The organism is Kocuria flava, from assembly GCF_001482365.1.
Taxonomy (GTDB): Bacteria; Actinomycetota; Actinomycetes; order Actinomycetales; family Micrococcaceae; genus Kocuria; species Kocuria flava.
The window spans coordinates 2785089-2806748 of the sequence record NZ_CP013254.1; the positions used below are offsets into that span (position 1 = coordinate 2785089).

Annotated in this window: 21 protein-coding genes and 5 tRNA genes; 7 read left to right on the forward strand and 19 right to left on the reverse strand. The window is 74.9% G+C overall.

The annotated features are described in order from the left end of the window. Positions 1–32 precede the first annotated feature (32 nt). The 5 genes from AS188_RS12425 to AS188_RS12445 form a co-directional block, all read right to left on the reverse strand. Positions 33–953 carry an NADP-dependent oxidoreductase gene (locus tag AS188_RS12425; protein WP_058859117.1) on the reverse strand — a complete coding sequence of 307 codons (921 nt, stop codon included), beginning with the start codon at positions 951–953 and terminating at the stop codon, positions 33–35. A 119-nt stretch (positions 954–1072) separates the two neighbouring features. Beyond that, on the reverse strand, positions 1073–1267 hold the full coding sequence (locus AS188_RS12430) for a DUF2795 domain-containing protein (protein ID WP_058859118.1): 195 nt from the start codon (positions 1265–1267) through the stop codon (positions 1073–1075). A gap of 62 nt (positions 1268–1329) precedes the next feature. Next, positions 1330–2106 carry an esterase/lipase family protein gene (locus AS188_RS12435; protein WP_058859119.1) on the reverse strand — a complete coding sequence of 259 codons (777 nt, stop codon included), beginning with the start codon at positions 2104–2106 and terminating at the stop codon, positions 1330–1332. Next, entirely contained in the window at positions 2052–2840 is a 789-nt protein-coding gene (locus tag AS188_RS12440; protein ID WP_058859120.1) for an alpha/beta fold hydrolase, read from the reverse strand. The genes AS188_RS12435 and AS188_RS12440 overlap by 55 nt, the downstream gene beginning before the upstream one ends. A 103-nt stretch (positions 2841–2943) precedes the next feature. Then, positions 2944–4065: a carboxylate-amine ligase gene (locus AS188_RS12445; RefSeq protein WP_236944981.1), complete on the reverse strand. Its 1122-nt coding sequence runs from the start codon at positions 4063–4065 to the stop codon at positions 2944–2946. Positions 4066–4290: 225 nt separating this feature from the next. Here AS188_RS12445 and AS188_RS12450 point away from each other — a divergent pair, with 225 nt between their 5' ends. The 3 genes from AS188_RS12450 (at position 4291) to AS188_RS12460 (ending at position 7355) form a co-directional block, all read left to right on the forward strand. After that, on the forward strand, positions 4291–5304 hold the full coding sequence (locus AS188_RS12450; RefSeq protein WP_058859122.1) for a TerC family protein: 1014 nt from the start codon (positions 4291–4293) through the stop codon (positions 5302–5304). 119 nt (positions 5305–5423) lie between these two features. Then, entirely contained in the window at positions 5424–6662 is a 1239-nt protein-coding gene (locus AS188_RS12455) for a heparan-alpha-glucosaminide N-acetyltransferase domain-containing protein (RefSeq protein WP_058859123.1), read from the forward strand. A gap of 42 nt (positions 6663–6704) precedes the next feature. Then, positions 6705–7355: a GNAT family N-acetyltransferase gene (locus AS188_RS12460; RefSeq protein ID WP_058859124.1), complete on the forward strand. Its 651-nt coding sequence runs from the start codon at positions 6705–6707 to the stop codon at positions 7353–7355. Here the strand turns inward: AS188_RS12460 and AS188_RS12465 are convergent. Beyond that, entirely contained in the window at positions 7256–7513 is a 258-nt protein-coding gene (locus AS188_RS12465) for a hypothetical protein (RefSeq protein WP_058859125.1), read from the reverse strand. The two genes, AS188_RS12460 and AS188_RS12465, sit on opposite strands and share 100 nt — an antisense overlap. Before the next feature lie 52 nt (positions 7514–7565). Next, entirely contained in the window at positions 7566–8015 is a 450-nt protein-coding gene (locus AS188_RS12470) for a hypothetical protein (protein ID WP_058859126.1), read from the reverse strand. A 270-nt stretch (positions 8016–8285) separates the two neighbouring features. Here AS188_RS12470 and AS188_RS12475 point away from each other — a divergent pair, with 270 nt between their 5' ends. Next, complete coding sequence (locus AS188_RS12475; protein ID WP_058859127.1) at positions 8286–8717, forward strand: OsmC family peroxiredoxin; 432 nt, start codon at positions 8286–8288, stop codon at positions 8715–8717. A gap of 75 nt (positions 8718–8792) precedes the next feature. Here the strand turns inward: AS188_RS12475 and AS188_RS12480 are convergent. From AS188_RS12480 to AS188_RS12530, 11 genes are all read right to left on the reverse strand, one after another. After that, positions 8793–8868 (reverse strand) — tRNA-Glu (locus tag AS188_RS12480). Between the two features lie 198 nt (positions 8869–9066). Next, positions 9067–9139, reverse strand: a tRNA-Glu gene (locus AS188_RS12485). Positions 9140–9162: 23 nt separating this feature from the next. After that, a tRNA-Gln gene (locus tag AS188_RS12490) sits at positions 9163–9234 on the reverse strand. Between the two features lie 109 nt (positions 9235–9343). Then, positions 9344–10858, reverse strand: a complete 1515-nt coding sequence (gltX, locus tag AS188_RS12495) for a glutamate--tRNA ligase (RefSeq protein WP_058859128.1) — start codon at positions 10856–10858, stop codon at positions 9344–9346. A 53-nt stretch (positions 10859–10911) separates the two neighbouring features. Further along, positions 10912–11685 (reverse strand): fumarylacetoacetate hydrolase family protein, encoded by a 774-nt coding sequence (locus AS188_RS12500; protein WP_058859129.1) that lies wholly within the window; start codon positions 11683–11685, stop codon positions 10912–10914. A 74-nt stretch (positions 11686–11759) separates the two neighbouring features. Next, positions 11760–12869 (reverse strand): branched-chain amino acid aminotransferase, encoded by a 1110-nt coding sequence (locus AS188_RS12505; RefSeq protein WP_058859130.1) that lies wholly within the window; start codon positions 12867–12869, stop codon positions 11760–11762. Between the two features lie 112 nt (positions 12870–12981). Further along, complete coding sequence (locus AS188_RS12510; RefSeq protein ID WP_058859131.1) at positions 12982–14058, reverse strand: 3-isopropylmalate dehydrogenase; 1077 nt, start codon at positions 14056–14058, stop codon at positions 12982–12984. Between the two features lie 88 nt (positions 14059–14146). Further along, entirely contained in the window at positions 14147–15709 is a 1563-nt protein-coding gene (metG, locus tag AS188_RS12515; protein WP_058859132.1) for a methionine--tRNA ligase, read from the reverse strand. Between the two features lie 130 nt (positions 15710–15839). Next, a complete protein-coding gene (gene ilvC, locus AS188_RS12520) occupies positions 15840–16865 on the reverse strand; it encodes a ketol-acid reductoisomerase (RefSeq protein ID WP_058859133.1) in 1026 nt (341 codons plus the stop codon). Positions 16866–16960: 95 nt separating this feature from the next. Next, the gene (gene ilvN, locus AS188_RS12525; RefSeq protein WP_058859134.1) at positions 16961–17470 is read right to left on the reverse strand and encodes an acetolactate synthase small subunit; all 510 of its coding nucleotides are present in this window, start codon (positions 17468–17470) and stop codon (positions 16961–16963) included. Positions 17471–17473: 3 nt separating this feature from the next. After that, positions 17474–19366 (reverse strand): acetolactate synthase large subunit, encoded by a 1893-nt coding sequence (locus AS188_RS12530; RefSeq protein WP_058859135.1) that lies wholly within the window; start codon positions 19364–19366, stop codon positions 17474–17476. Positions 19367–19817: 451 nt separating this feature from the next. Between AS188_RS12530 and AS188_RS12535 the strand changes: the two genes are divergently transcribed. Beyond that, positions 19818–19890, forward strand: a tRNA-Lys gene (locus AS188_RS12535). 313 nt (positions 19891–20203) lie between these two features. Here the strand turns inward: AS188_RS12535 and AS188_RS12540 are convergent. After that, positions 20204–20725 (reverse strand): MarR family winged helix-turn-helix transcriptional regulator, encoded by a 522-nt coding sequence (locus tag AS188_RS12540; RefSeq protein ID WP_058859136.1) that lies wholly within the window; start codon positions 20723–20725, stop codon positions 20204–20206. A 305-nt stretch (positions 20726–21030) separates the two neighbouring features. On the opposite strand from AS188_RS12540, the gene bcp reads away from it, so the two are divergent. Both bcp and AS188_RS12550 read left to right on the forward strand, forming a co-directional pair. Beyond that, on the forward strand, positions 21031–21504 hold the full coding sequence (gene bcp, locus AS188_RS12545) for a thioredoxin-dependent thiol peroxidase (RefSeq protein ID WP_058859137.1): 474 nt from the start codon (positions 21031–21033) through the stop codon (positions 21502–21504). A 44-nt stretch (positions 21505–21548) separates the two neighbouring features. After that, positions 21549–21635, forward strand: a tRNA-Leu gene (locus tag AS188_RS12550). The last annotated feature ends 25 nt before the right edge of the window (positions 21636–21660 follow it).

The window sequence follows — 21660 nt, forward strand, 5'->3', positions numbered from 1 at the left end:
GCGGCGTGTGCGGCCCGTCCCCGGGCGCCGGCTCAGGGCATGCGCACGACGATCTTGCCGCGGGCGTGGCCCTCGGCGCTGAGCCGGTAGGCCGCCACCGCGTCCGCCAGCTCCACGGTGCGGTCGAGCTCGATGCGCAGTCCGCCGCGGTCCACGGTCCGCACGAGCTCGGCGAGGTCCTCGGCGGAGGGGCGGACCCACATCCACGTGCCGCCGTGCGCCTCGACGGCGTCGTCGGCGATCGAGGCGTGGCGCCCGCCCTCGGCGAGCACCGCCAGGGTCTGCTCCACGACCCCGCCGACGAGGTCGACCACGACGTCGGCGCCCCCGGGGGCGAGCTCGCGCACGCGGGCGGGCAGCCCGTCGCCGTGGGCCACGGGCTCGGCGCCGAGCGCCCGCACGCGCTCGTGGTTGGCGGGCGAGGCCGTGCCGATCACGCGCGCGCCGCGGGCGGCCGCGAGCTGGACGGCGAAACCGCCCACGCCGCCGGAGGCGTTGTGCACCAGCACGGTCTCCCCGGCGGCGACCCCGAGCCGGTCGACGACCTGCAGCGCGCTCAGCCCGGCCAGCGGCAGGGCCGCCGCCTCCTCCCAGGTCGCGGTGGCGGGCTTCGGGGCGAGCAGGCGGGCGGGCAGGGCGACCTGCTGGGCCATCGTGCCGCCGTGCACCCAGTCGGTGCGGGCGTAGGCGACCACCTCGTCGCCGGGGGACCACTCGGGCACGTCGATGCCGGTCGCGGCCACGACTCCGGAGACGTCCCAGCCGGGGACCACCGGGAACTGCACGTCCATCAGCGCGTCGAGGCCCCCGGACATGATCTTCCAGTCGACGGGGTTCACGGCGGCGGCGCGCACGTCCACGAGCACCCACCCCGGGGGGACCTTGGGCTGCGGCAGGTCGGTGAGCTCGAGGACGTCGGGGCCGCCGTAGCGGGAGTAGGTCAGTGCTCTCATGCCCGGCGCAACGGCCCCCTCCCCCGCGGCTATTCCGCCCGCCCGCCGGGACGGGCGGGGAACGGGTGCCGGGGCGGGCGGCCCCGGGCGCCGTCCGCGCGCTGCCCGGGGCCGCCGGCTCAGCCGCCGAAGACCGCCTCGGTCACGTCGGTGGGCTTCTCGAAGGTCCTCTCCGGCAGCCCGCGCAGGGCCTCCAGGACGGTGCCGTCGGCGCCGGACTCCTCGGCGCGCCGGACCACGTCCTCCTTGCTGACGGGGTAGTCCAGGCCGCCGAGGTGCTTCTGCAGCTCGATGGGGTTCGGGTTCTCGGACACGCTCGCTCCTCTCGGGGTCGGTCGCTCCCGCCGGCCGGCGGGATGCGGACGCCCCCAGTCTGTCAGCAGGCTTCCGGTTCGTCAGCCCCCTGCGGGTCCCGGGACGCGGCGAGGTCCTCGAGGGCGGCCAGGATCACCGCGTGGACCCTGGGGTCCCCCAGCGGGCGGAAGTGCCCGCGCGTGCCCAGCCGCACGTTGCGGGCCCCCTCCAGGTGGCTGCCGCCCGGGATGTGGGGGTCGAAGCGGCCGTGGACGGAGACGATGTGCCGGTCCACGTGCCGGCTCGCCGCCAGCGCGGTCAGCTCCGGGGAGCGGGGCAGGAACACGCGCAGGGCCGGCAGGGGCAGCAGGCGGGCCAGCGCCGAGCCGGTGAACGGGGTGTTCACGGCCACGAGACCCCGGATCGTCGTGGCCTCGTTGTGGTGGGCGAGCAGCTGCTTGCCGATCAGCCCGCCCTTGCTGTGGGCCACGAGCACGCACCGCTCCAGCCCCTCCCGCCGCACGTGGTCGTCGACGACGCGGGCCATCTCCTCGATCGTGCCGGAGTTGTGGGCCAGTCCGGGCACGGGAACCACGTCCCAGCCGTGCTCGTGGAGCACCCGGGCCACGGGCAGCAGGAAGGTCCAGCGCTCCCAGATGCCCGGGACGAGCACCACCGACGGCCGTCCGGGTGTGCGGCGGCGGAAGGCGTGCGGATCGGCCCGGCGCAGCAGCCCGGCGGCCTGCCAGCGCACCGCCCAGGCGTAGTCCAGCGCCCAGGCCGCGGCGTCGGCGGCGAGCTCGCTCAGCTGCCCGGCGGGACGGTGCGGTCGGCGAGGGCGTCGAGGAAGGGGGCGCATGCGGTGGCGAGCTCCTGGGGTCGGGTGTGCTGGACGGCGTGGGCGGCGGCCGGGATCTCGAGGAAGCCGGCCCGGGGGGCGAGGCGGGCGAGCTGCTCGGCCCACCGGCGCGGCGCGATGGGGTCGTGGGCCCCCCTGACCACGAGGCCGGGAGCGGCACAGCGGGGCAGGTCCGCCTCGATCCGGTCGGCGAGCATGGTGCGCACGGTGCGCAGGTAGCGCACCGGGCCCATGCGCAGGTAGTTGCGCAGGATCACCCGGTTGGTGGCCGGCGGCTCCCGCAGGGTGTCGCGCAGCAGCCGCCATGCCTGCCGGAGGGGCCCGCGGGCGGAGGCGTCCACGGTCGGCCCCAGCAGCACCCAGCCCGCGCACAGGCCGGGGTCGCCGGCGACCGCGTCGACGACGACCTGGCAGCCCATCGAGTGGCCCACGAGCACCGGGGCGCGCAGCTCCAGGGCGCGCACCGTGCCGGTGAGCACCCGGGCGAGCTCGGGCACGGACAGGGGCCGCCGCGGCCCGGGCGCGGTGCCGTAGCCGGGCAGGTCGAGGGCGTAGACGTCCCGGTCGGCCGCGAGCGCGGCGGCCAGGGGCAGGAAGTACTCCCCCGAGACGCCGATCCCGTGCACGAGCACGACCGCCGGGCGTCCGCGGTCGAAGGTGCCGCGCACCTCGACCGCGCGGCCGTCCACGACGAGGCGCCGGTGCGTCAGGGGCGAGGGCGGGGCGGCGGGCACGGGTTCTCCTCCGCGGTCGGGGGTCCGCCCGCGGGTGCGGGGGCTGCTGCCACGGTACCGCCCGCGGGTGCGGGCGCTCCCGCCACGGTCCCGCCCGCGGCGCTCAGCCGTGGGTGGCGGCCAGGGCGGCGCGGACGACGTCGGCCGGGTCGGCCCGGACCGCCCAGGCCGCGCGCTGGTGCCGGGCCCCGGTGCCCCCGCGCAGCACGGCCGCCGTGGCGTCCTCGACCGCGGCGAGCTCCCCCTGGTCCCCGAGCACGGGGCCCACGTGCGCGAGCAGCTCGCCCACCACCTCGGCGGCCGGGGCCGGGGCGCCCGTGGCGGGCGAGACCAGCGGCCCCTCGGTGCCCGAGGCGCTCGCCTGCCACGACCACGCCCGCAGCACGCCGGTGTCCACGTCCGGGGCGGGCAGCCCGGTCCGGGCCTGCCGGGCGGCCGTCTCCACGAGGGCCCGCACCAGGGCGGCGAGCACCGCGGTGTGCCCGGCGTCGAGGCACACGTCGGCGATGCGCACCTCCACGGTCGGGTAGCGGGCCGAGAGGCGGGCGTCGAAGTAGAGCATCCCGCGGTCGCGGGCGACGCCGCTGCGCAGCAGCGCCGCGCAGTGCTCCTCGTAGGCCGCCGCGGAGCCGAGCACGTCGCGGGGCCCGGACGTGGGCCACCGGGCCCAGGTCTGGTAGCGGAAGCTGGCGAACCCGGTGTCGCGCCCGTACCACAGCGGGGAGTTGGCGCTGAGGGCGAGCAGCGCGGGCAGCCAGACGCGGACGCGGTCGAGCACGGCCACGCCCTCGGCGGCGCCGGTGACGCCCACGTGCACGTGCAGCCCGCACGTGAGCTGCTCGCGGGCCACGAGGCCGTAGTGCTCCCGCAGCCACGCGTAGCGCGGGTCCGGGGCGGGGTGGGGCTGCTGCGGGGCCACCGGTGCGGCGAGGGCCACGGCGCGGGCGCCCACCCGGCGGGCGGCGGCGTCGGCCAGCTCGCGGCCCCGGCGCACGGCCTCGAGCTGCTCGGCCAGGCCCCGGACCGGGGGGCTCGCGACCTCGATCTGCTCCTGCTGCAGCTCCGTGGTGACGTGGTGGCCGCTGCCGGGCCCCGGCGCGGCCCGCTCGGCGTGCCGCCGCACGGCCTCCGGACCGGCCGGGGCCGGGACGAACGAGTCGGCGTCGACGAGCAGCAGCTCCTCCTCGACGCCGAAGGTGCGGAGGGGGCCGGGGGTCGGGGTCACGGACGTCACCACCATCGGGACCGGTCGGGCCGCCGGGGCGGGCGCGGGACGCTCCGCCGTCGTCGCCGCGCGGGACGCGTCGGCGCACGGCGAGCGTAGCACCGCACCCCCGCCCTGCCCGGGGACCGGCGGGACCTTGACGCGTGGACCCGGGCGGGGTTCGCTGGGTCCCGGGAGGGGTCCGGCGGGCGCGCCGCGCGCGGACCGGGCCCCGGAGGGAGCGCGATGGACGTCCCGGTCTGGGGGTGGGCGGCCGTGCTCGCCGGGATCGCGGCGATGCTCGCCGTCGACCTGCTCGCCCACCGCCGCCCCCACGCCATCGCGGTGCGGGAGGCGGCGGCCTGGACGGCGGTGTGGGTCGCCTGCGGGACCGGCTTCGGCGTGCTCGTCTGGGCGCTGTGGGGGGCGCGGGCCGGCCAGGAGTACTTCTCGGGCTACCTGGTCGAGAAGTCCCTGTCGGTGGACAACGTCTTCGTGTGGGCCGTGCTCCTGTCCTGGTTCGCCGTGCCGCCCCGCTACCAGCACCGGGTGCTGTTCCTCGGGGTGGTCGGGGCGCTCGTGCTGCGCGGCGCGTTCATCGCCGCCGGGGCCGCGCTGATCCACGCCTTCGAGGGCGTCCTCTACGTCTTCGCGGCCTTCCTGCTGTGGACCGGCTGGCGGATGGCCCGCCAGCGGGAGGCGCAGCTGAACCCGGACCAGTCCGCGGTGCTGCGCCTGTTCCGGCGGGTGGTGCCCATGACCGACGCCTACTACGGCCAGCGCCTGCTCGTGCGCACCGGCGGCGCGCTGCGGGCCACCCCCCTGCTGGCCGTGCTCGTGCTCGTCGAGGCCACGGACCTGCTCTTCGCCCTCGACTCCATCCCGGCGGTCTTCGCCGTCAAGGACGAGCCGTTCCTGGTGTTCACCGCCAACGCCTTCGCGGTGCTCGGGCTGCGCGCGATGTACTTCCTGCTCGCCGACCTCATGCACCGCTTCGTCCACCTGCGCCTGGGCCTGGCCGCCGTGCTGGTGTGGGTGGGGGTGAAGATGGCGCTGAAGGTCCACGTCGTGGAGATCCCCACGGGGCTGTCCCTGGCGGTGATCGCGGCGCTCGTGGGGACCTCCGTCCTCACGAGCCTGCACGCCACGCGCGGGCAGGGCCGGCGCCCGGCCGAGCGCCCGGAGCACCCGCCCTTCCGGGCCGCCTCCGCGGCCGAGGTGGCCGCGGCGGAGCCGCTGTGGCGGCGGCCCCGCCGCTGAGCGCACGGCGCGCCGGTCGCGCCGCGACACGATGCGGGAACGGACCGCCCCGGATGCGAAGATCGACGGGAGCAGGGCCGGACCAGGCCGCCCCGGACGCAGGAGGACCACGCATCCCCATGGACGACCGATCCACGCCCCGCCGGGCCCAGGCCCCCGCGGCCGGTCGGGCGGCCCGCCGCCCGACCGGCCGGGTGCAGGCCGTGGACGCGGCCCGCGGCCTGGCCCTCGTCGGGCTGACGGCCATCCACTTCCTGCCCGCCGCCTACGAGGGCACGAGCACCCCCACGCTGTCCTGGCTGCTGTTCGCGGGGGACTCCGCGGCGCTGTTCGCCCTGGTCGCCGGGGTGGGACTGGCCCTGTCCTCCGGGGGCCGCCGCCCCCGGACCGGCCGGGAGATGCGGGCCGTGCGGGCCGGGATCGCGGTGCGGGCCCTGCTCATCGCGGCGCTGGGCCTGAGCATCGGCTACCTGCTGCCGCAGGAGTTCCCGCCGGCGATCTCCATCCTGCCCGCCTACGGCGTCTTCTTCCTGCTCTCCCTGCCGTTCCTGGGCCTGCAGGTGCGCACGCTGCTGATCTGCGCGGGGGCGGCCGCGGTCCTCGCCCCGCTGCTGGTCCACGCCGTGGGCGGGCGGCTGCCGGAGTACTCCGCCCACAACCCCACCTTCGCCCACCTCGTGACCGAGCCGGCCGCCCTGCTCTCCCAGCTGCTGCTGACGGGCACCTACCCCGCCCTGCCCTACCTGGCCTACCTGCTCACGGGCCTCGCCGTCGGCCGGCTCAACCTCAACAGCCGGCGCGTCCAGGGCGGGCTGCTGGCCGCGGGCGCGGGCCTGGCGGCGGTGGCGAAGCTGGTCTCGTGGCTGCTGCTCTACGCCACGAGCGGGTACATGACGCTGCTCTACAGCATCCCCGAGCTGACCCGGCAGCAGCTCGACGACATGATCGTCTTCGGCCCCTCCGAGGCCCTGCCGACGAACTCCCTGTGGTGGCAGGTGCTCTCCGCCCCGCACGCCAACACGCCCTTCTCCGTGCTGTGGAGCCTCGGGGTCGCGGTGGCGGCCGTGGGCGCGCTGCTGCTGATCGCCCGGCGCTACGGCGCGTGGCTGAACCCGCTGGCGGCCGTGGGCGCGATGACCCTCACCCTCTACACCGGCCAGCTCGTGCTCCTGTCCTTCGAGGTGCACTACGCCTACCCGCTGCTGTGGTGCCTGGCCGTGCTGGCGCTCTCGGTGCTGTTCGCCCTCGCGTGGCGCCACGCCTTCGGCCAGGGCCCGCTCGAGCGCGTCGTCTCGGGCGCCGCCGGAGCCGCCCGCCGGAGGGTCCTCGCCCGGGGCGCGGCGGACGGCACCGCCTGAGCCCCCCGGGGGACTCCCAGGAACGCTCCCTATCCTGTCCCGGTGCTGACCCTGCGCGCCCTGGACCCCGGCGACCGGGCGGCGGTCGTGGCCTTCCTGCTGGCCGACCCCGCCCACGCCCGCACGTGCTTCGACCGCGACCCCGTGCCCGCGGACGCGGACGACCTGCTCTCCTCGGCCGGCTACGGGCCGGGCCGCCACCGCCACGCCCTCGTCGGGGCCTTCGACGACGGCGTGCTGGTGGGACTGCTCGACCGCGTGCTGGGCTGGCCCACGCCGCAGACGGCCTACCTCGGGCTGGTGCACGTGCACCCGCGGCGGCGGCGGGCCGGCGTCGGCGCCGCCCTGCTGGCGCACGCCGAGCAGGAGGCGCGGGACGGCGGCTGCCGTCAGCTGATGCTCTCCGTCGTGGCCCGCCACCACGAGGCCCGCGCCCACTGGGACCGGAGGGGGTTCCGCCTGCTGACGGCCCGCGGGGAGCGCACGGCGGGGCCGCTGGAGTCCGTGGTGATGCACCGTCCCGTGCCCGCTGCACCCGGCCCCGCGGCGGACGGCGCGGCGGCCGCACCGGGGCCCGCCGGTGACGGGCCGGCTCAGTCCCCGGAGGCCAGCCGGGCGGCCTGCTCGAGGATCTCCCGGCGCAGCCTCGAGCCCACGAGCACCTCGCGGCCGTCCGCGGTGGTGACCCGGTAGAGCGTCCGGCCGCCGACCTCGACGGCCCCGTCCCGGCCGGCCCCGGGCACCGCCCCGGCCGCCCGCGAGGGAGCGTCCTGGGCCTCCCGGCGCCGTCGCTTCTTGGCCGCCCGGTGGGAGGCGGCGCCGGGAACGGTTCGCTGCGCGAACTCGCTCATCGGCAGGCTCCTCTCCGGCGGCAGCCCGACGGGAACGGACTGTGCCCCCACTCTACTCCGCGCCGCCGCGCGTGTCCGCGCCCGGGCCGCCGTCCTCGTCCCAGCGCCGCGCCAGGTGGCGGCTCAGCGCCGCCCCCACGGCGCGGAACATCCGGTCGTCCTGCCGCGGCGGGCGCCACGACCCGGGGCGGCGCAGCTCGTTGAGGGCCGTGAGGCCGGCCAGCTGCCGCACCGGGTGCTCCTCGTCGGAGGCGGCGTCGAGGGCCCACTCGACCCGCTTCCACCACTGGTCGGCCCGGTAGACCTGGAAGGCCACGAGGACCACGGCGGCCGGGATGAACGCCGCGACCGCCCGCCAGGCCTCCGCCAGCACGCCCCAGGCGGCCGCGTCCCAGCGTCCCGTGGCCACCAGGAGCCAGGTGGTGCCCACGGACAGCACGGCGGCCAGGAGGAGCCCGGCCACGGCCAGCCCGATCGCGGGGACGCGCAGGGAACGGCCCACGGCGCCCTCCTTCCTGGATCCTCGCGGCGGGGCCCGGCGCCCCCGGTGCCCGGTGCCCATCAGAGCACCCGGTGCCGGTCCGGCGCGGGTGCCACGCCGCCCGCTGTCGAACATGTGTTCGAATCCCACGATAGCCGATCCGGGCCCTGCGCGCCCGCCCGGGGCGGCGTCGCCCCCGGCGGGGCGGGCGGCCATCGGCTAGCGTGACAGGCAGCGCCACCGGCGCCGGCAGGCGGAGCGCCCGCGTGCCGTGGACCCACAGGAGGAACCATGCCGAAACCCGTCGTCAGCACGGCCAGCACCGTCTGGAACGGAGACCTCTTCTCCGGCTCGGGCAGCACGCGCCTGGAGGGCTCGGGCCTGGGCCCGTTCGACGTCGACTGGAAGACCCGCGCCGAGGAGGGCGCGGGCGAGCGCACGAGCCCCGAGGAGCTCCTGGCGGCCGCCCACGCCACGTGCTTCTCGATGGCGCTGTCGAACATGCTCGCGGGCAACGACACCCCGCCGACCCGCCTGGACTCCTCCGCCGAGGTCACGTTCGTGGCCGGGGAGGGCATCACGGGGATCCGGCTCGTGGTGCGGGCGGAGGTCGCAGGCCTGGGCGCCGAGGACTTCGCCCGCATCGCGGAGGAGGCCAAGGCCGGCTGCCCGGTCTCGCAGGCGCTGTCCGTGGACATCACCCTGGACGCGGCGCTGGCCTGAGCGCCCGCCGCGGCCCCGGCAGGGCCGCCCGGCAACGGGACGAGCCCCCGGACCTGCTGGTCCGGGGGCTCGTGGTGGTGACCCCAGCGGGATTCGAACCCGCGTTACCGCCGTGAGAGGGCGGCGTACTAGGCCGCTATACGATGGGGCCGTGCCGTGCCGGTCCCGGGGTTGCCCCCGCACCGGCCTGGAACACTGTAGCAGACCCGCGGCGGGCCGCCGAATCCGGCCGGCCGGTGCCCGCGTGCCCTGTCCGGCGGGGCGTGCCGGGACGCCCGCCCGCTCCGGAGCGCGCCCGGACGTGCGAGAACCCCCGGACCACGTGGTGGTCCGGGGGTTCTCGGGACGGTGACCCCAGCGGGATTCGAACCCGCGTTACCGCCGTGAGAGGGCGGCGTACTAGGCCGCTATACGATGGGGCCGTCCTGCTCCTGGCGGAGCAGAGCTGGGATACCAGGACTCGAACCTAGAATGACGGTACCAGAAACCGTAGTGTTGCCAATTACACCATATCCCACTGCTGTCCCCGGTCCTGCGGCTTCCCGCACCGACCGGCGCAACGCAAGAAGACTATACCGGGCTGCCGGGCGCTCGGCAACTCGGGGGCGCCGCGGACCGGGAACGGCTCAGCCCAGCTCCGCGGCCAGCGCGCGCAGCCGGGCCAGGGAGGACTCCCGGCCGAGGATCTCCATCGACTCGAACAGCGGCGGAGAGATCCGCCGTCCGGACACTGCGGTGCGGACCGGCCCGAAGGCCAGGCGCGGCTTGATGCCCAGCCCGTCCACGATGGCCTCCCGCAGGGCGGTCTCCAGCGCGGGCGCGGTCCACTCCGTCAGCGGCTCGAGGGCGGCCAGCGCGGCCCGCAGGACCTCGCCGGCGGAGTCCTTGAGCTGCTTGCGGGCGTCGTCGGCGATCTCGATCCCGTCGTCTCCGGCGAAGAGGAAGGACAGCAGCTCGGGTGCCTCCCCGAGCAGGTTCATCCGCTCCTGGACCAGCGGCGCGGCCCGGTCGAGGATCTCGTTCTCGCGCTCGTCGAGGCTCTCCCCCACCACGCCGGCGGCCCGCAGGTACGGGACGAGCCGGTCGCGGAAGTCCCGGGGGTCGAGCATGCGCACGTGCGTGCCGTTGATGGCCGTGGCCTTCTTGAGGTCGAAGCGGGCCGGGTTGGCCAGCACGTCGTGGACGTCGAAGTGGGCCACGAGCTGCTCGACGGTGAACACGTCCTCGTCGGCGGACAGCGACCAGCCGAGCAGGGCCAGGTAGTTGAGCAGCCCCTCGGGGACGAAGCCGCTGTCCTTGAGGTGGAAGAGGCTGGACTCGGGGTCGCGCTTGGACAGCTTCTTGTTGCCCTCCCCCATGACGTAGGGCAGGTGGCCGTACTCGGGCACGCAGGTGGCGATGCCGAGCTCCACGAGCACCCGGAACAGGGCGATCTGCCGGGGCGTGGAGGAGAGCAGGTCCTCCCCGCGCAGCACCTGGGTGATCTCCATGAGGGCGTCGTCGACGGGGTTGGTGAGGGTGTAGAGGGGCTGGCCGTTGGCGCGGACCACCACGAAGTCGGGGATGGACCCGGCCCTGAACACGATCTCCCCGCGGATCATGTCGGTCACGACGATGTCCTCGTCGGGCATCCGGAAGCGCAGCACCGGCTCGCGGCCCTCGGCCCGGTAGGCCGCGACCTGCTCGGGGGTGAGGTCCCGGTCGAAGTTGTCGTAGCCCAGCTTGGGGTCGCGCCCGGCGGCGCGGTGGCGGGCCTCGACCTCCTCGGGGGTCGAGTAGCACTCGTAGACGGCGCCGTGCTCGCGCAGCCGCGCGGTGACGTCCGCGTAGATCCCCAGGCGCTCGGACTGCCGGTAGGGCCCGTGCGGGCCCCCGGTCTCGACGCCCTCGTCCCAGTCGATGCCGAGCCAGTGCAGCGCCTCGAGCAGCTGCTGGTAGCTCTCCTCGGAGTCCCGCAGGGTGTCGGTGTCCTCGACCCGGAACACCATGGTGCCGCCGGTGTGGCGGGCGTGGGCCCAGTTGAACAGGGCGGTGCGGATCAGCCCCACGTGGGGCGTGCCCGTCGGCGACGGGCAGAAGCGCACGCGCACCGGGGTGGCGGCGGGATCGGGGACGGCCGGGGTCAGGGGCTGTGCAGTCATGGCTCTTTCGGTGGGATCGGCGGGCGGGAGCGGGTGGGGCGGGACCGGGGTCCTCAGCGGCGCAGGAGGGTGGGCAGGACGCCGATGCCCTCGACCTCGACCTCGAGGCGGTCGCCCTCGTCGACGAGGCCGACGCCGGCGGGGGTGCCGGTGAGGAGCACGTCCCCGGGCAGCAGCGTGAACGCCTGGGAGGCGTAGGAGACGAGGGCCGGGACGTCGAAGACCATGTCGCGGGTGCTGCCGTCCTGCTTCGTCGTGCCGTTGACGCGGCTGCGCACGGCCACGGCGGAAGTGTCGAGGTCGGTCTCGATCCACGGCCCGAGCGGGCAGGCGCCGTCGAAGCCCTTGGCGCGGGCCCACTGTCCGTCGGTGCGCTGGACGTCCCGTGCGGTGAGGTCGTTGGCGCAGGTGTAGCCGAAGACGACCTCGGGCACGCGCTCCACGGGGACGTCCTTGCACATCCGCCCGATGACCACGGCGAGCTCGGCCTCGTAGGAGACCTCCTCGGTCCACGGTGGGAGGGTGACGGGGTCACCGGGGCCGGCCACCGAGGTGTTGGGCTTGAGGAAGAGCATCGGCGAGGCCGGCACCTCGTTGCCCAGCTCCGCGGCGTGGTCGGCGTAGTTGCGGCCCACGCACACGATCTTGGAGCGGGGGATCACCGGGGCCAGGAGCCGGACGTCGGCCAGGCGGTGGGTCCGGCCGGTCGGGTGGATCCCCGTGTAGAAGGGGTCCCCCGCGAGGGCCGTGACCGTCTCGTCGCCGGGCTCCCCCTGGACGGTGCCGAAGTGGATCTCGTTGTCGACCGTGAACCTGGCAATGCGCATGTCCCCCAGGCTATCCCACGGCCGCGCCGTGTCCCGGCCCCGGTGCGGGCGCGGGCCCGCACCGGGGGCGGGGCTCAGACGAGGCGGGTGAGCCAGCCGTGGGGGTCCTCGGCGCGGCCGGTCTGGATCTCCAGCAGCTGCCGGCGGATGTCCATGGTGACGGGCCCGGGCCGGGCGTCGTCGTCGCCGATGGCGCCCTCCGTGCTGACCAGCCGGCCGATGGGGGTGATGACGGCGGCGGTGCCGCAGGCGAAGGCCTCGGTGATCCGCCCGCTGCGCCAGCCCTCGCGCCACTCGTCGAGGGTGAAGCGCCGCTCCTCGACCGTGAGCCCGCGGTCGCGGGCGAGCTGGAGGATCGAGCTGCGGGTGACGCCCTCGAGGATCGTGCCGGTGAGCTCGGGGGTCACGAGGGTGCCGTCGTCGTGGACGAAGAACACGTTCATCCCGCCGAGCTCCTCGACGGCGTCCCCGCGGTCGCGGTCGAGGAAGAGCACCTGCTGGCACCCGTGGGCCTCCCCCTCGATCTGCGCGATCAGCGAGGCCGCGTAGTTGCCGCCGCACTTGGCGGCGCCGGTGCCGCCGCGGCCGGCGCGGGCCCAGTCGCGGGCGAGCCAGATGTCGACCGGCTGCACGGGCCCGCCGAAGTAGTTGCCGGCCGGGGAGGCGATGACCGAGTAGAGCACCTGCCGGGAGGGGCGCACGCCCAGGAACGCCTCGGTGGCGATCATGAACGGGCGCAGGTAGAGCGACTCGCCCTCGCCGTCCGGCACCCACTGCTCGTCCACGGCCACGAGCTCCCGGAGGGAGTCGAGGAAGAGCTGCTCGGGCAGCTCGGGCAGGGCGAGGCGGCGGGCGGAGCGGTTGAGCCGGGCGGCGTTGGCCTCGGGGCGGAAGGTCCACACGGACCCGTCCGCGTGCCGGTAGGCCTTCAGCCCCTCGAAGATCTCCTGGCCGTAGTGGAGCACGGCGGCCGCGGGGTCCAGCACGAGGGGCCCGTAGGGCTCGATCCGCGGGTCGTTCCAGCGGCCGGTGCCCGCCACGACGTCGCCGAACCAGTCGATCTTGACCATGTGGTCGGTGAAGTTCGTGCCGAAGCCCGGGTCGGCGAGGATCGCCGCCCGGACCTCCTCCGGGACGGGGTCCTGGGTGAGGTGGTGGGCGAAGGTCGTGGGCTGAGTGGTCACTGCGTCTCCCTGCGAGGTCGACCCCGTGGCGACCGGCACGCGGGGCGTAGCTTGTCGTTCGCCCCCAGCCTATCCCCCGCCGCGCCGGCGGCGGTGCGGCGGGGCGCGGGGCTCAGCCCAGGGCGGCGACGACCGCGTCGCCCACCTGGGCCGTGGTGCGCTGCTCGTTCCCGTGGGCGGCGAGGTCCCGCTCGACGGCGGCCTCCACCCTGGCGGCCAGCGCGGGGTGGCCGAGGTGGTCGAGCATCATCGCGGTGGCCAGGATCGCGGCCACCGGGTTCGCCCTCTGCTGCCCGGCGATGTCCGGCGCGGAGCCGTGGACGGGCTCGAACATCGACGGGGCGGTGCGGTCGGCGTTGATGTTGCCGGCCGGGGCCAGGCCGATCCCGCCGGTGACCGCCCCGGCCAGGTCGGTGAGGATGTCGCCGAAGAGGTTGTCGGTGACGATCACGTCGAAGCGGGCCGGATCGGTGGTCAGGAAGATCGTCGCCGCGTCCACGTGCAGGTAGTCCACCTCGACCTGCGGGAACTGCGCGCCGACCTCCTCGACGAGCCGGGCGTAGAGCCGTCCGGCGTTGACCAGCACGTTGTGCTTGTGCACGAGCGTGAGCTTCTTGCGCTCGCGGCGCGCGGCGAGCTCGAAGGCGTAGCGCACGAGCCGGCGCACGCCGTGGGCGGTGTTGAGGGAGACCTCGGTGGCGATCTCCGCGTCCGTGCCGGCGCGCAGCGTGCCGCCGTTGCCCGCGTAGGGGCCCTCGGTGCCCTCGCGCACCACGACGAAGTCGATCTCCCCGGGCCGGGCCAGCGGGCTCGTGGTGCCGGGGTAGAGCTTCGAGGGGCGCAGGTTGACGTAGTGGTCGAGCGCGAAGCGCAGCCGCAGCAGGACGTCGCGCTCCAGGATCCCGGAGGGCACGCGGGGGTCGCCCGGCGCGGCGCCGACGGCGCCGAAGAGGATGGCGTCGAAGGAGCGCAGCCGATCGAGGGTCTCGTCCGTGAGGGTCTCCCCCGTCGCGAGCCAGTGCTCGGCGCCGAGGCCGAAGCGCTCCTTGGCCACGGTGACGCCCGCGGCGGAGGTCACGGCGCCGAGGACCTTCTCGGCCTCGGCCACGACCTCCGGGCCGATGCCGTCGCCGGGGACGACGGCGATGCTCAGGTGGTCGGGGGCTGCTGCGGCGCGCTGTTCGGTCATGCCGCCAGGATAGGAGCGCCCGGCCCCCTTCCTCCACGGTGCGGACGGTCGTCTCGCATGGCGGACACCGGCGGGCGCCGGTGGCGGGTCAGGAGCGCAGCGCGGCGGGCTCCTCGTAGCGCGGGAAGACGCCCTGCGGGGCCGGCAGCTCGGTGCCCGGCGCCAGTCGCTCGCCGAGGGCGGCGAAGTCGCGGGCCGGGCCCTGGGGCAGGCCGAGCAGGTCCAGCAGGCGCGCGGCGGAGTCCGGCATGACCGGCTGGACCAGCACGCCCACGGTGCGGACCACCTCGAGGGTGGTCCACAGGACCGTGGCCATCCGCTCCGGGTCGGTCTTGCGCAGCTTCCACGGCTCCATGGCGGTGAAGTAGCGGTTGGCGTCGGCGACGGTGCGCCAGATCAGCTCGAGCGCGCGGTGGAACTGCTGCTCGTCGAAGGCGGCGCGCACCGGCTCGAGCAGCCCGGCGGCCGCGTCGAGCAGCTCCCGGTCCTCGGCCGTGGGCGCCCCCGGCCCGGGGACCCGCCCGGCGCAGTTCTTGGCGACCATCGACAGCGAGCGCTGGGCGAGGTTGCCGAGGTCGTTGGCGAGGTCGGAGTTGATCCGGTTGCGGATCGCGTCGTGGGAGTAGCTGCCGTCCTGGCCGAAGGGCACCTCGCGCAGCAGGAAGAAGCGCAGCTGGTCGAGACCGTACTCGGCCACGAGGGCGTGCGGGTCGATGACGTTGCCGACGGACTTCGACATCTTCTCGCCCTGGTTGAACAGGAACCCGTGGGCGAAGACCCTCCGGGGCAGCGGCAGCCCGGCGGACATGAGGAACGCCGGCCAGTACACGGCGTGGAAGCGGGCGATGTCCTTGCCGATCACGTGGGCGTCGGCGGGCCAGTAGGTGCGGAACAGCTCGCCGTCGGTGTCGGGGAAGCCCACACCGGTGAGGTAGTTCGTCAGGGCGTCGACCCACACGTACATCACGTGGTCCGGGTCGCCGGGCACGGGCACGCCCCAGTCGAAGGTCGTGCGCGAGACGGAGAGGTCGGACAGCCCCGAGCGCACGAACGAGGCGACCTCGTTGCGCCGGGTCTCGGGGAAGACGAAGCCCTCGCGCTCGTAGAGCTCCAGCAGCCGGTCCTGGTAGGCGGAGAGGCGGAAGAAGTAGGACTGCTCCTCCGTCCAGGTGACCTCGGTGCCCGTGCCGGTCGAGCGGCGGACACCGTCCTCGCCGACCTCCGTCTCCTCCTCGGCGTAGTAGGCCTCGTCGCGCACCGAGTACCAGCCGGCGTAGGTGCCGAGGTAGATGTCCCCGGCCTGCTCCATGCGCTTCCAGATCGCCGCGGACGCGGCGTAGTGGTCGGGGTCGGTGGTGCGGATGAACCGGTCGTAGGAGATGTTCAGGGCGTCGTCCATCGCCCGGAAGCGGGCGGCGTTGCGGTCGGCGAGCTCCCGGGCGGTGAGGCCCTCCCGCTCCGCGGTCTGCTGCATCTTCTGCCCGTGCTCGTCCGTGCCGGTGAGGAAGCGGACGTCGTAGCCGTCCAGCCGCTTGAACCGGGCCAGCACGTCCGTCGCGATGACCTCGTAGGCGTGGCCGATGTGCGGGGCGCCGTTGGGGTACGAGATGGCCGTGGTGATGTAGTACGGGGTGCGGTCGGAGGAAGTCACGGCCTCCACTCTACCGACCCGCCGGGACGCGCGGGCGCCGGGGCCGGTCCGGCCCCGGACGCGGCGAGGGGCCGCGGCGGGCACGGGGCGTCCCGTGCCGTCCGCGGCCCCTCGGGGCGGGACGGGCGGCTCAGCGGGCCGCGGTGCCCTCGACGTAGTCGGCGTCGGGCGAGGTCCAGGCGAAGAGCTTGCGCAGCTCGCGGCCGGTGACCTCGATCGGGTGCTGCTCCTCCTTCTCGCGCAGCTTCCGGAACTCGGGCGCCCCGGCGTCCTGGTCCTCGATGAAGCGCTTGGCGAAGGTGCCGTCCTGGATGTCGGCCAGCACGGCCTTCATGTTCTCCTTCACGGCCGGGCTGATCACGCGGGGGCCGGAGACGTAGTCGCCGTACTCGGCGGTGTCGGAGATGGACCAGCGCTGCTTGGCGATCCCGCCCTCGACCATGAGATCGACGATGAGCTTGAGCTCGTGCAGCACCTCGAAGTAGGCGATCTCCGGCTGGTAGCCCGCCTCGACGAGGGTCTCGAAGCCGTACTGGACCAGGTGGGACATGCCGCCGCACAGCACGGCCTGCTCGCCGAAGAGGTCGGACTCGGTCTCCTCGGTGAAGGTGGTCCTGATGACGCCGGCGCGGGTGCCGCCGATGGCCTTGGCGTAGGACAGGCCGAGGGCGAGGGCCTGGCCGGAGGCGTCCTTCTCCACGGCAACGAGCGCGGGCACGGCCCGGCCGGCCTCGAACTCGCGGCGCACGGTGTGGCCCGGGCCCTTGGGGGCGACCATGACGACGTCGACGCCCTCGGGGGCCTCGATGTAGCCGTAGCGGATGTTGAAGCCGTGGGCGAAGAAGATCGCGTCGCCGTCCTTGAGGTTCGGGGCGATCGACTCGGCGTAGACGTGGCGCTGGACCTGGTCGGGGGTGAGGATCATGACGACGTCGGACTCCTCGACGGCCTCCGCGACCGTGAGCACGCGCAGGCCCTCGGCCTCGGCCTTGGCACGCGACGTCGAGCCCTCGGCCAGGCCGATGCGCACGTCCACGCCGGAGTCGCGCAGGTTCAGCGCGTGGGCGTGGCCCTGCGAGCCGTAGCCGATGACGGCCACGGAGCGGTCCTGGATGATCGACAGGTCGGCGTCGTCGTCGTAGAAGATCTCTGCCATGGGGTTGTCTCCTTGGAGCAGGTGGGCGCGGCGGGTCCTCCGCCGCGGGTGGGGTGGGAACGTGCGGTCCGGCGCCCGCGCCGACCGCGGGGCGGTCAGTGGCGCAGGGCGCGGTCGCTCATCGACTTCGGTCCGCGTCCGAGGGCCAGCGTACCGGCCCGGACGATCTCCCGGACCCCGAAGGGCTCCAGGACGTCCAGCAGCGCGCGGAGCTTGTCGGGGGCGCCGGTGGCCTCGATGACGAGCGACTCGGTGGAGACGTCGACAACGGTGGCACGGAACAGGTCTGCGGCCTGGTTGACCTGCAGCCGGGTCGCGGCGTCGGCGCGCACCTTGACCATGATGTGGTCGCGCTGCACCGAGGACTCAGGGGTGAGCTCGACGATCTTGATGACGTTGATCAGCTTGTTCAGCTGCTTGGTCACCTGCTCGAGCAGCTCGCCCTCGGCGTCCACCACCACGGTGATGCGGGAGACGCCGTCGAGCTCCGTGGGGCCCACGGCGAGCGAGTCGATGTTGAAGGCGCGCCGGGCGAACAGGCCCGCGACGCGGGTCAGCACGCCGGGCTTGTCCTCGACCAGCACGGAGAGGGTGTGTCGGCTCACGGGTCAGTCCTCCTCGTCCCAGTCGGGAGTCATGTTGCGGGCGATCTGGATCTGGCTGTTGGACACGCCGGCGGGCACCATGGGCCACACCATCGCGTCGGCGGAGACCACGAAGTCGATCACCACGGGGCGGTCGTCGATCTCGAGGGCACGGCGGATGACGTCGTCGACGTCCTCGTCGCGCTCGCAGCGCAGGGCGGCGCAGCCGTAGGCCTCGGCGAGCTTGACGAAGTCGGGCACGCGCACGGTGTCGTGGCCCGTGTTGAGGTCGGTGTTCGAGTACCGGCCGTCGTAGAACAGGGTCTGCCACTGGCGGACCATGCCCAGCGAGGAGTTGTTGATCACCGCCACCTTGATGGGGATCCGGTTGATCACGCAGGTGGCGAGCTCCTGGTTGGTCATCTGGAAGCAGCCGTCGCCGTCGATGGCCCACACCACGCGGTCGGGCTGGGAGACCTTGGCGCCCATCGCGGCCGGCACGGCGAAGCCCATCGTGCCCAGGCCGGCGGAGTTCAGCCACTGGCGGGGCCGCTCGTAGTCCACGAAGTGGGCGCTCCACATCTGGTGCTGGCCCACCCCGGCCACGTACACGGCCTCGGGGCCGGTGAGCGCGGAGAGCCGCTCGATGACGTGCTGCGGGGAGCCGAGGCCGTCGGCGGGCCGGGTGTGGCCCAGGGGGTAGGTGGCCTGCAGGCTGCTGAGGGTGCTCCACCAGGCGGAGAGGTCCGGGGTCCCGGCACGCTCGGTCTCCTGGCGCACGGCCTCGACCAGGTCGGGGATGATCTCCTTGACGTCGCCCACGATCGGGACGTCGGCGGTGCGGTTCTTGGAGATCTCGGCCGGGTCGATGTCCGCGTGGATCACCTTGGCGGTCGGCGCGAAGGTCGGCAGGTGCCCGGTGACGCGGTCGTCGAAGCGGGCGCCGAGGGTCACGAGCAGGTCGGCCTGCTGCAGGGCGTAGACCGCCGGGACCGTGCCGTGCATCCCGGGCATGCCCAGGTGCTGCTCGTGGGACTCGGGGAAGACGCCGAGGGCGGTCAGCGTGGTCACGACCGGTGCCCCCGTGAGCTCGGCGAGCTCCCTGAGCTCGGCGGCGGCCTCGGCGCGCACGGTCCCGCCGCCCACGTAGAGCACGGGCCGCTGCGCCGCGGCGATGAGCCGGGCGGCCTCGCGGACCTGCTTGGCGTGCCCGCGGGTGACGGGCCGGTAGCCGGGCAGCTCCATGCGCGGCGGCCACGAGAACGTCATGGTGTCCTGCTGGGCGTCCTTGGCGATGTCCACGAGCACGGGGCCGGGCCGGCCGGTGGAGGCCAGGTGGAACGCCTCGGCGAGCACGCGCGGGATGTCCTGGGCGCGGGTCACCAGGTAGGAGTGCTTGGTGATCGGCATCGTCATGCCCACGATGTCCGCCTCCTGGAAGGCGTCCGAACCGATGACCTTGGAGGAGACCTGCCCGGTGATGGCCACCACGGGGATCGAGTCCATGTGGGCGTCGGCGATGGCGGTCACGAGGTTCGTCGCGCCCGGGCCGGAGGTCGCGATGCACACGCCCACCCGGCCGGAGGCCAGGGCGTAGCCCTCGGCGGCGTGGCCGGCGCCCTGCTCGTGCCGGACCAGGATGTGGTTGATCCGCTCCGTGTCCATCAGGGGGTCGTAGGTCGGCAGGATCGCCCCGCCCGGGATGCCGAAGACGTCGGTGACGCCCAGCTCCTCGAGGGCGCGGACGACGGCCTGCGAGCCGGTCATCTCCACGGGCGCGACGGTGTTGCCCGGCCCCATCACGGACGGGGCGGCGGGGACGGCCGGCTCCGGGGCCCCGGGGGGCCGGTGGTCCGCGGCGGTCTCCGCGCGCTTGGTGGCCATCAGCGCCGGGCTGATCGGCTGTCCCTTGCTCATGTCAGCAGTCCTTCGTGTTCTCGGCGGTTCCGTCCCGGCTCCGGCACCTGGGTCCCGGAGCGGTCGGGCAGGAAAAAGGGCCCTCGCTGCACCGGGGGTGCGACGGGGCCCGTGCGCTCGGCCGTGCGCCGGCTCAGGCCCCGCGTCCGACGAGGACGCGTACCGTGAGCTGGACGACACCGTGGCTGAGCTGCATGGTCCCATGCTCCGCGGCGCGGCCGGGCGTGTCAATTGCCGGACGCCCCGTCCCAGGATGTGAGACGGGCCACCCGGCGTGCGGCCGCCGCGGGGCCGGTCCCGGCCGCGACGTGCCCGGGTGGACAGCCGCGGCGGGCGTGCGTAGAGTGTTCTCTCGTTGCGCAGGCAGCGGCGGTCACGGCCGCCCGGCACGGCACCCGCACGGATTTCGGTCCGGGACCGGGGCGTGCTAGTCTTCTTGCCGCACGAGAGAGCGCCTCTAGCTCAATTGGCAGAGCAATTGACTCTTAATCAATGGGTTCTGGGTTCGAGTCCCAGGGGGCGCACCCACTGGACGGGCCCCTCACCGAGATCGGTGAGGGACCCGTCGTCGTCGTGCCCGCACCCGGTCGGGCCCCGCGCCCCGCTCCGAGCCGGACCTCCTGCGACCAGGACCCCGCTCCGCCCCGGGGGTCGCCCGGACCAGGACGGGAGGCTCGTCGTCCCGGCCGCCGCCGCGCCGTCCCTGCCCGGCCCGGGGCACAGAAGAACCCGGGACGCCTGTGGCGCCCCGGGCTGCCCTTCGGGACCGCGGAAGTCCCCCACCACGTCGCCGGCCCGGCCCCGCCCGCGGGGCGGCCACCGGGCGGCGGGCCGCGCTCAGGAGGCCGGGTCGGCCGCGGCTCCGCGGACCTCCTCGGGGGTCGTCGCGTCGGGCGAGCCGGCGTCGGTGACGGTCCCGTCCGGCTGCACGCGCAGCTTCCACCGGGCCCCGCCCAGCGTCGTGATGATGTCGGCGAGCGTGCGCCGCAGGTCCTCGTCCGTCAGCAGGCCGTCGCCCACGAGCTCTTCCTCGAGCTGGGTGGCGGCCTCCAGGACCCGCTGGCCCTCGGGGGTGATGGACACGAGGTGGCTGCGCCGGTCGCGCACGTTCTTCGAGCGCGTCACGTGCCCGTGCAGCTCGAGGCGGTGGAGCGTCTTGCCCATGGTCTGGGCCTGGACGCGCACGCGGTGGGCCAGCTGGGCCTGGGTCATGCTCCCCGCCGTCCGCAGGACGTCGAGGGCCATGACCCCGGCGTGCGTGACGCCGAGGGAGGCCAGCCGCTCGTTCCACGCGTGCTCCACGAGCCGGGCCGCAGTGGAGAGCAGTCGGTTGGTCGGCCATTGAGTGGTGAAAGGCATGGCCAGCAGTCTACCGATTCATCAGTCGCAAATCAGCACCCTGCTAAGCAAACTTAGGATTGTTTCACCGCCCGTGAACGCCCCGGCCCCGCCGCCCGGGCTCCCGGGCGGGCCGTCCGGTCCGCGTCCCGGGGCGCGGGCGGACCTCCCCCGCTCCCCCGCCGCGGCGCACCGGAGGAGGGGCGCCGGGGCCGCCCCGGGGCGCCCGCGGTGGGCGCGCCGGGGCAGCCGCGGGGCCGGTAGGGTGCGGAGCACGACCCGTTGCGCGGCGCCGCACGCCGCCCGAGACCCCGCGGAGGACCCCCTTGGCAGCACGCCTCGAACCCGGCCGGCCGGCCCCCGACTTCACCCTGCCCGACGCCACGGGCAGGCCCGTCTCGCTGGCCGAGCACCACGGCCGGCGCACCATCGTCTACTTCTACCCGCGCGCCTCCACCCCGGGGTGCACCACCCAGGCCTGCGACTTCCGCGACAGCCTCGCCCGCTTCACCGCCGAGGGCTTCGCGGTGCTCGGCGTGTCGCCGGACGCCCCCGAGGCCCTGGCCCGCTTCGCCGAGGAGCAGTCCCTGGACTTCCCGCTGCTCTCCGACCCCGACCACGCCGTGGCCGAGGCCTGGGGGGCGTGGGGGGAGAAGAAGAACTACGGGAAGACCTACGAGGGACTCATCCGCTCCACGGTCGTGGTCGGTCCCGACGGCACCGTCGAGCTCGCCCAGTACAACGTGCGCGCCACCGGCCACGTCGCGAAGCTGCGGCGGGACCTCGGCCTCCAGCCCTGAGCCGGGGACGGGCGCTAGGATGACGGGGGCCCGCCGGGGCCCCGGCGCGAGTGGTGGAACTGGCAGACACGCAGGATTTAGGTTCCTGTGCCCTGACCGGCGTGCGGGTTCGAGTCCCGCCTCGCGCACCACCGCCGCGGGCCCGCCGGGCCCGCG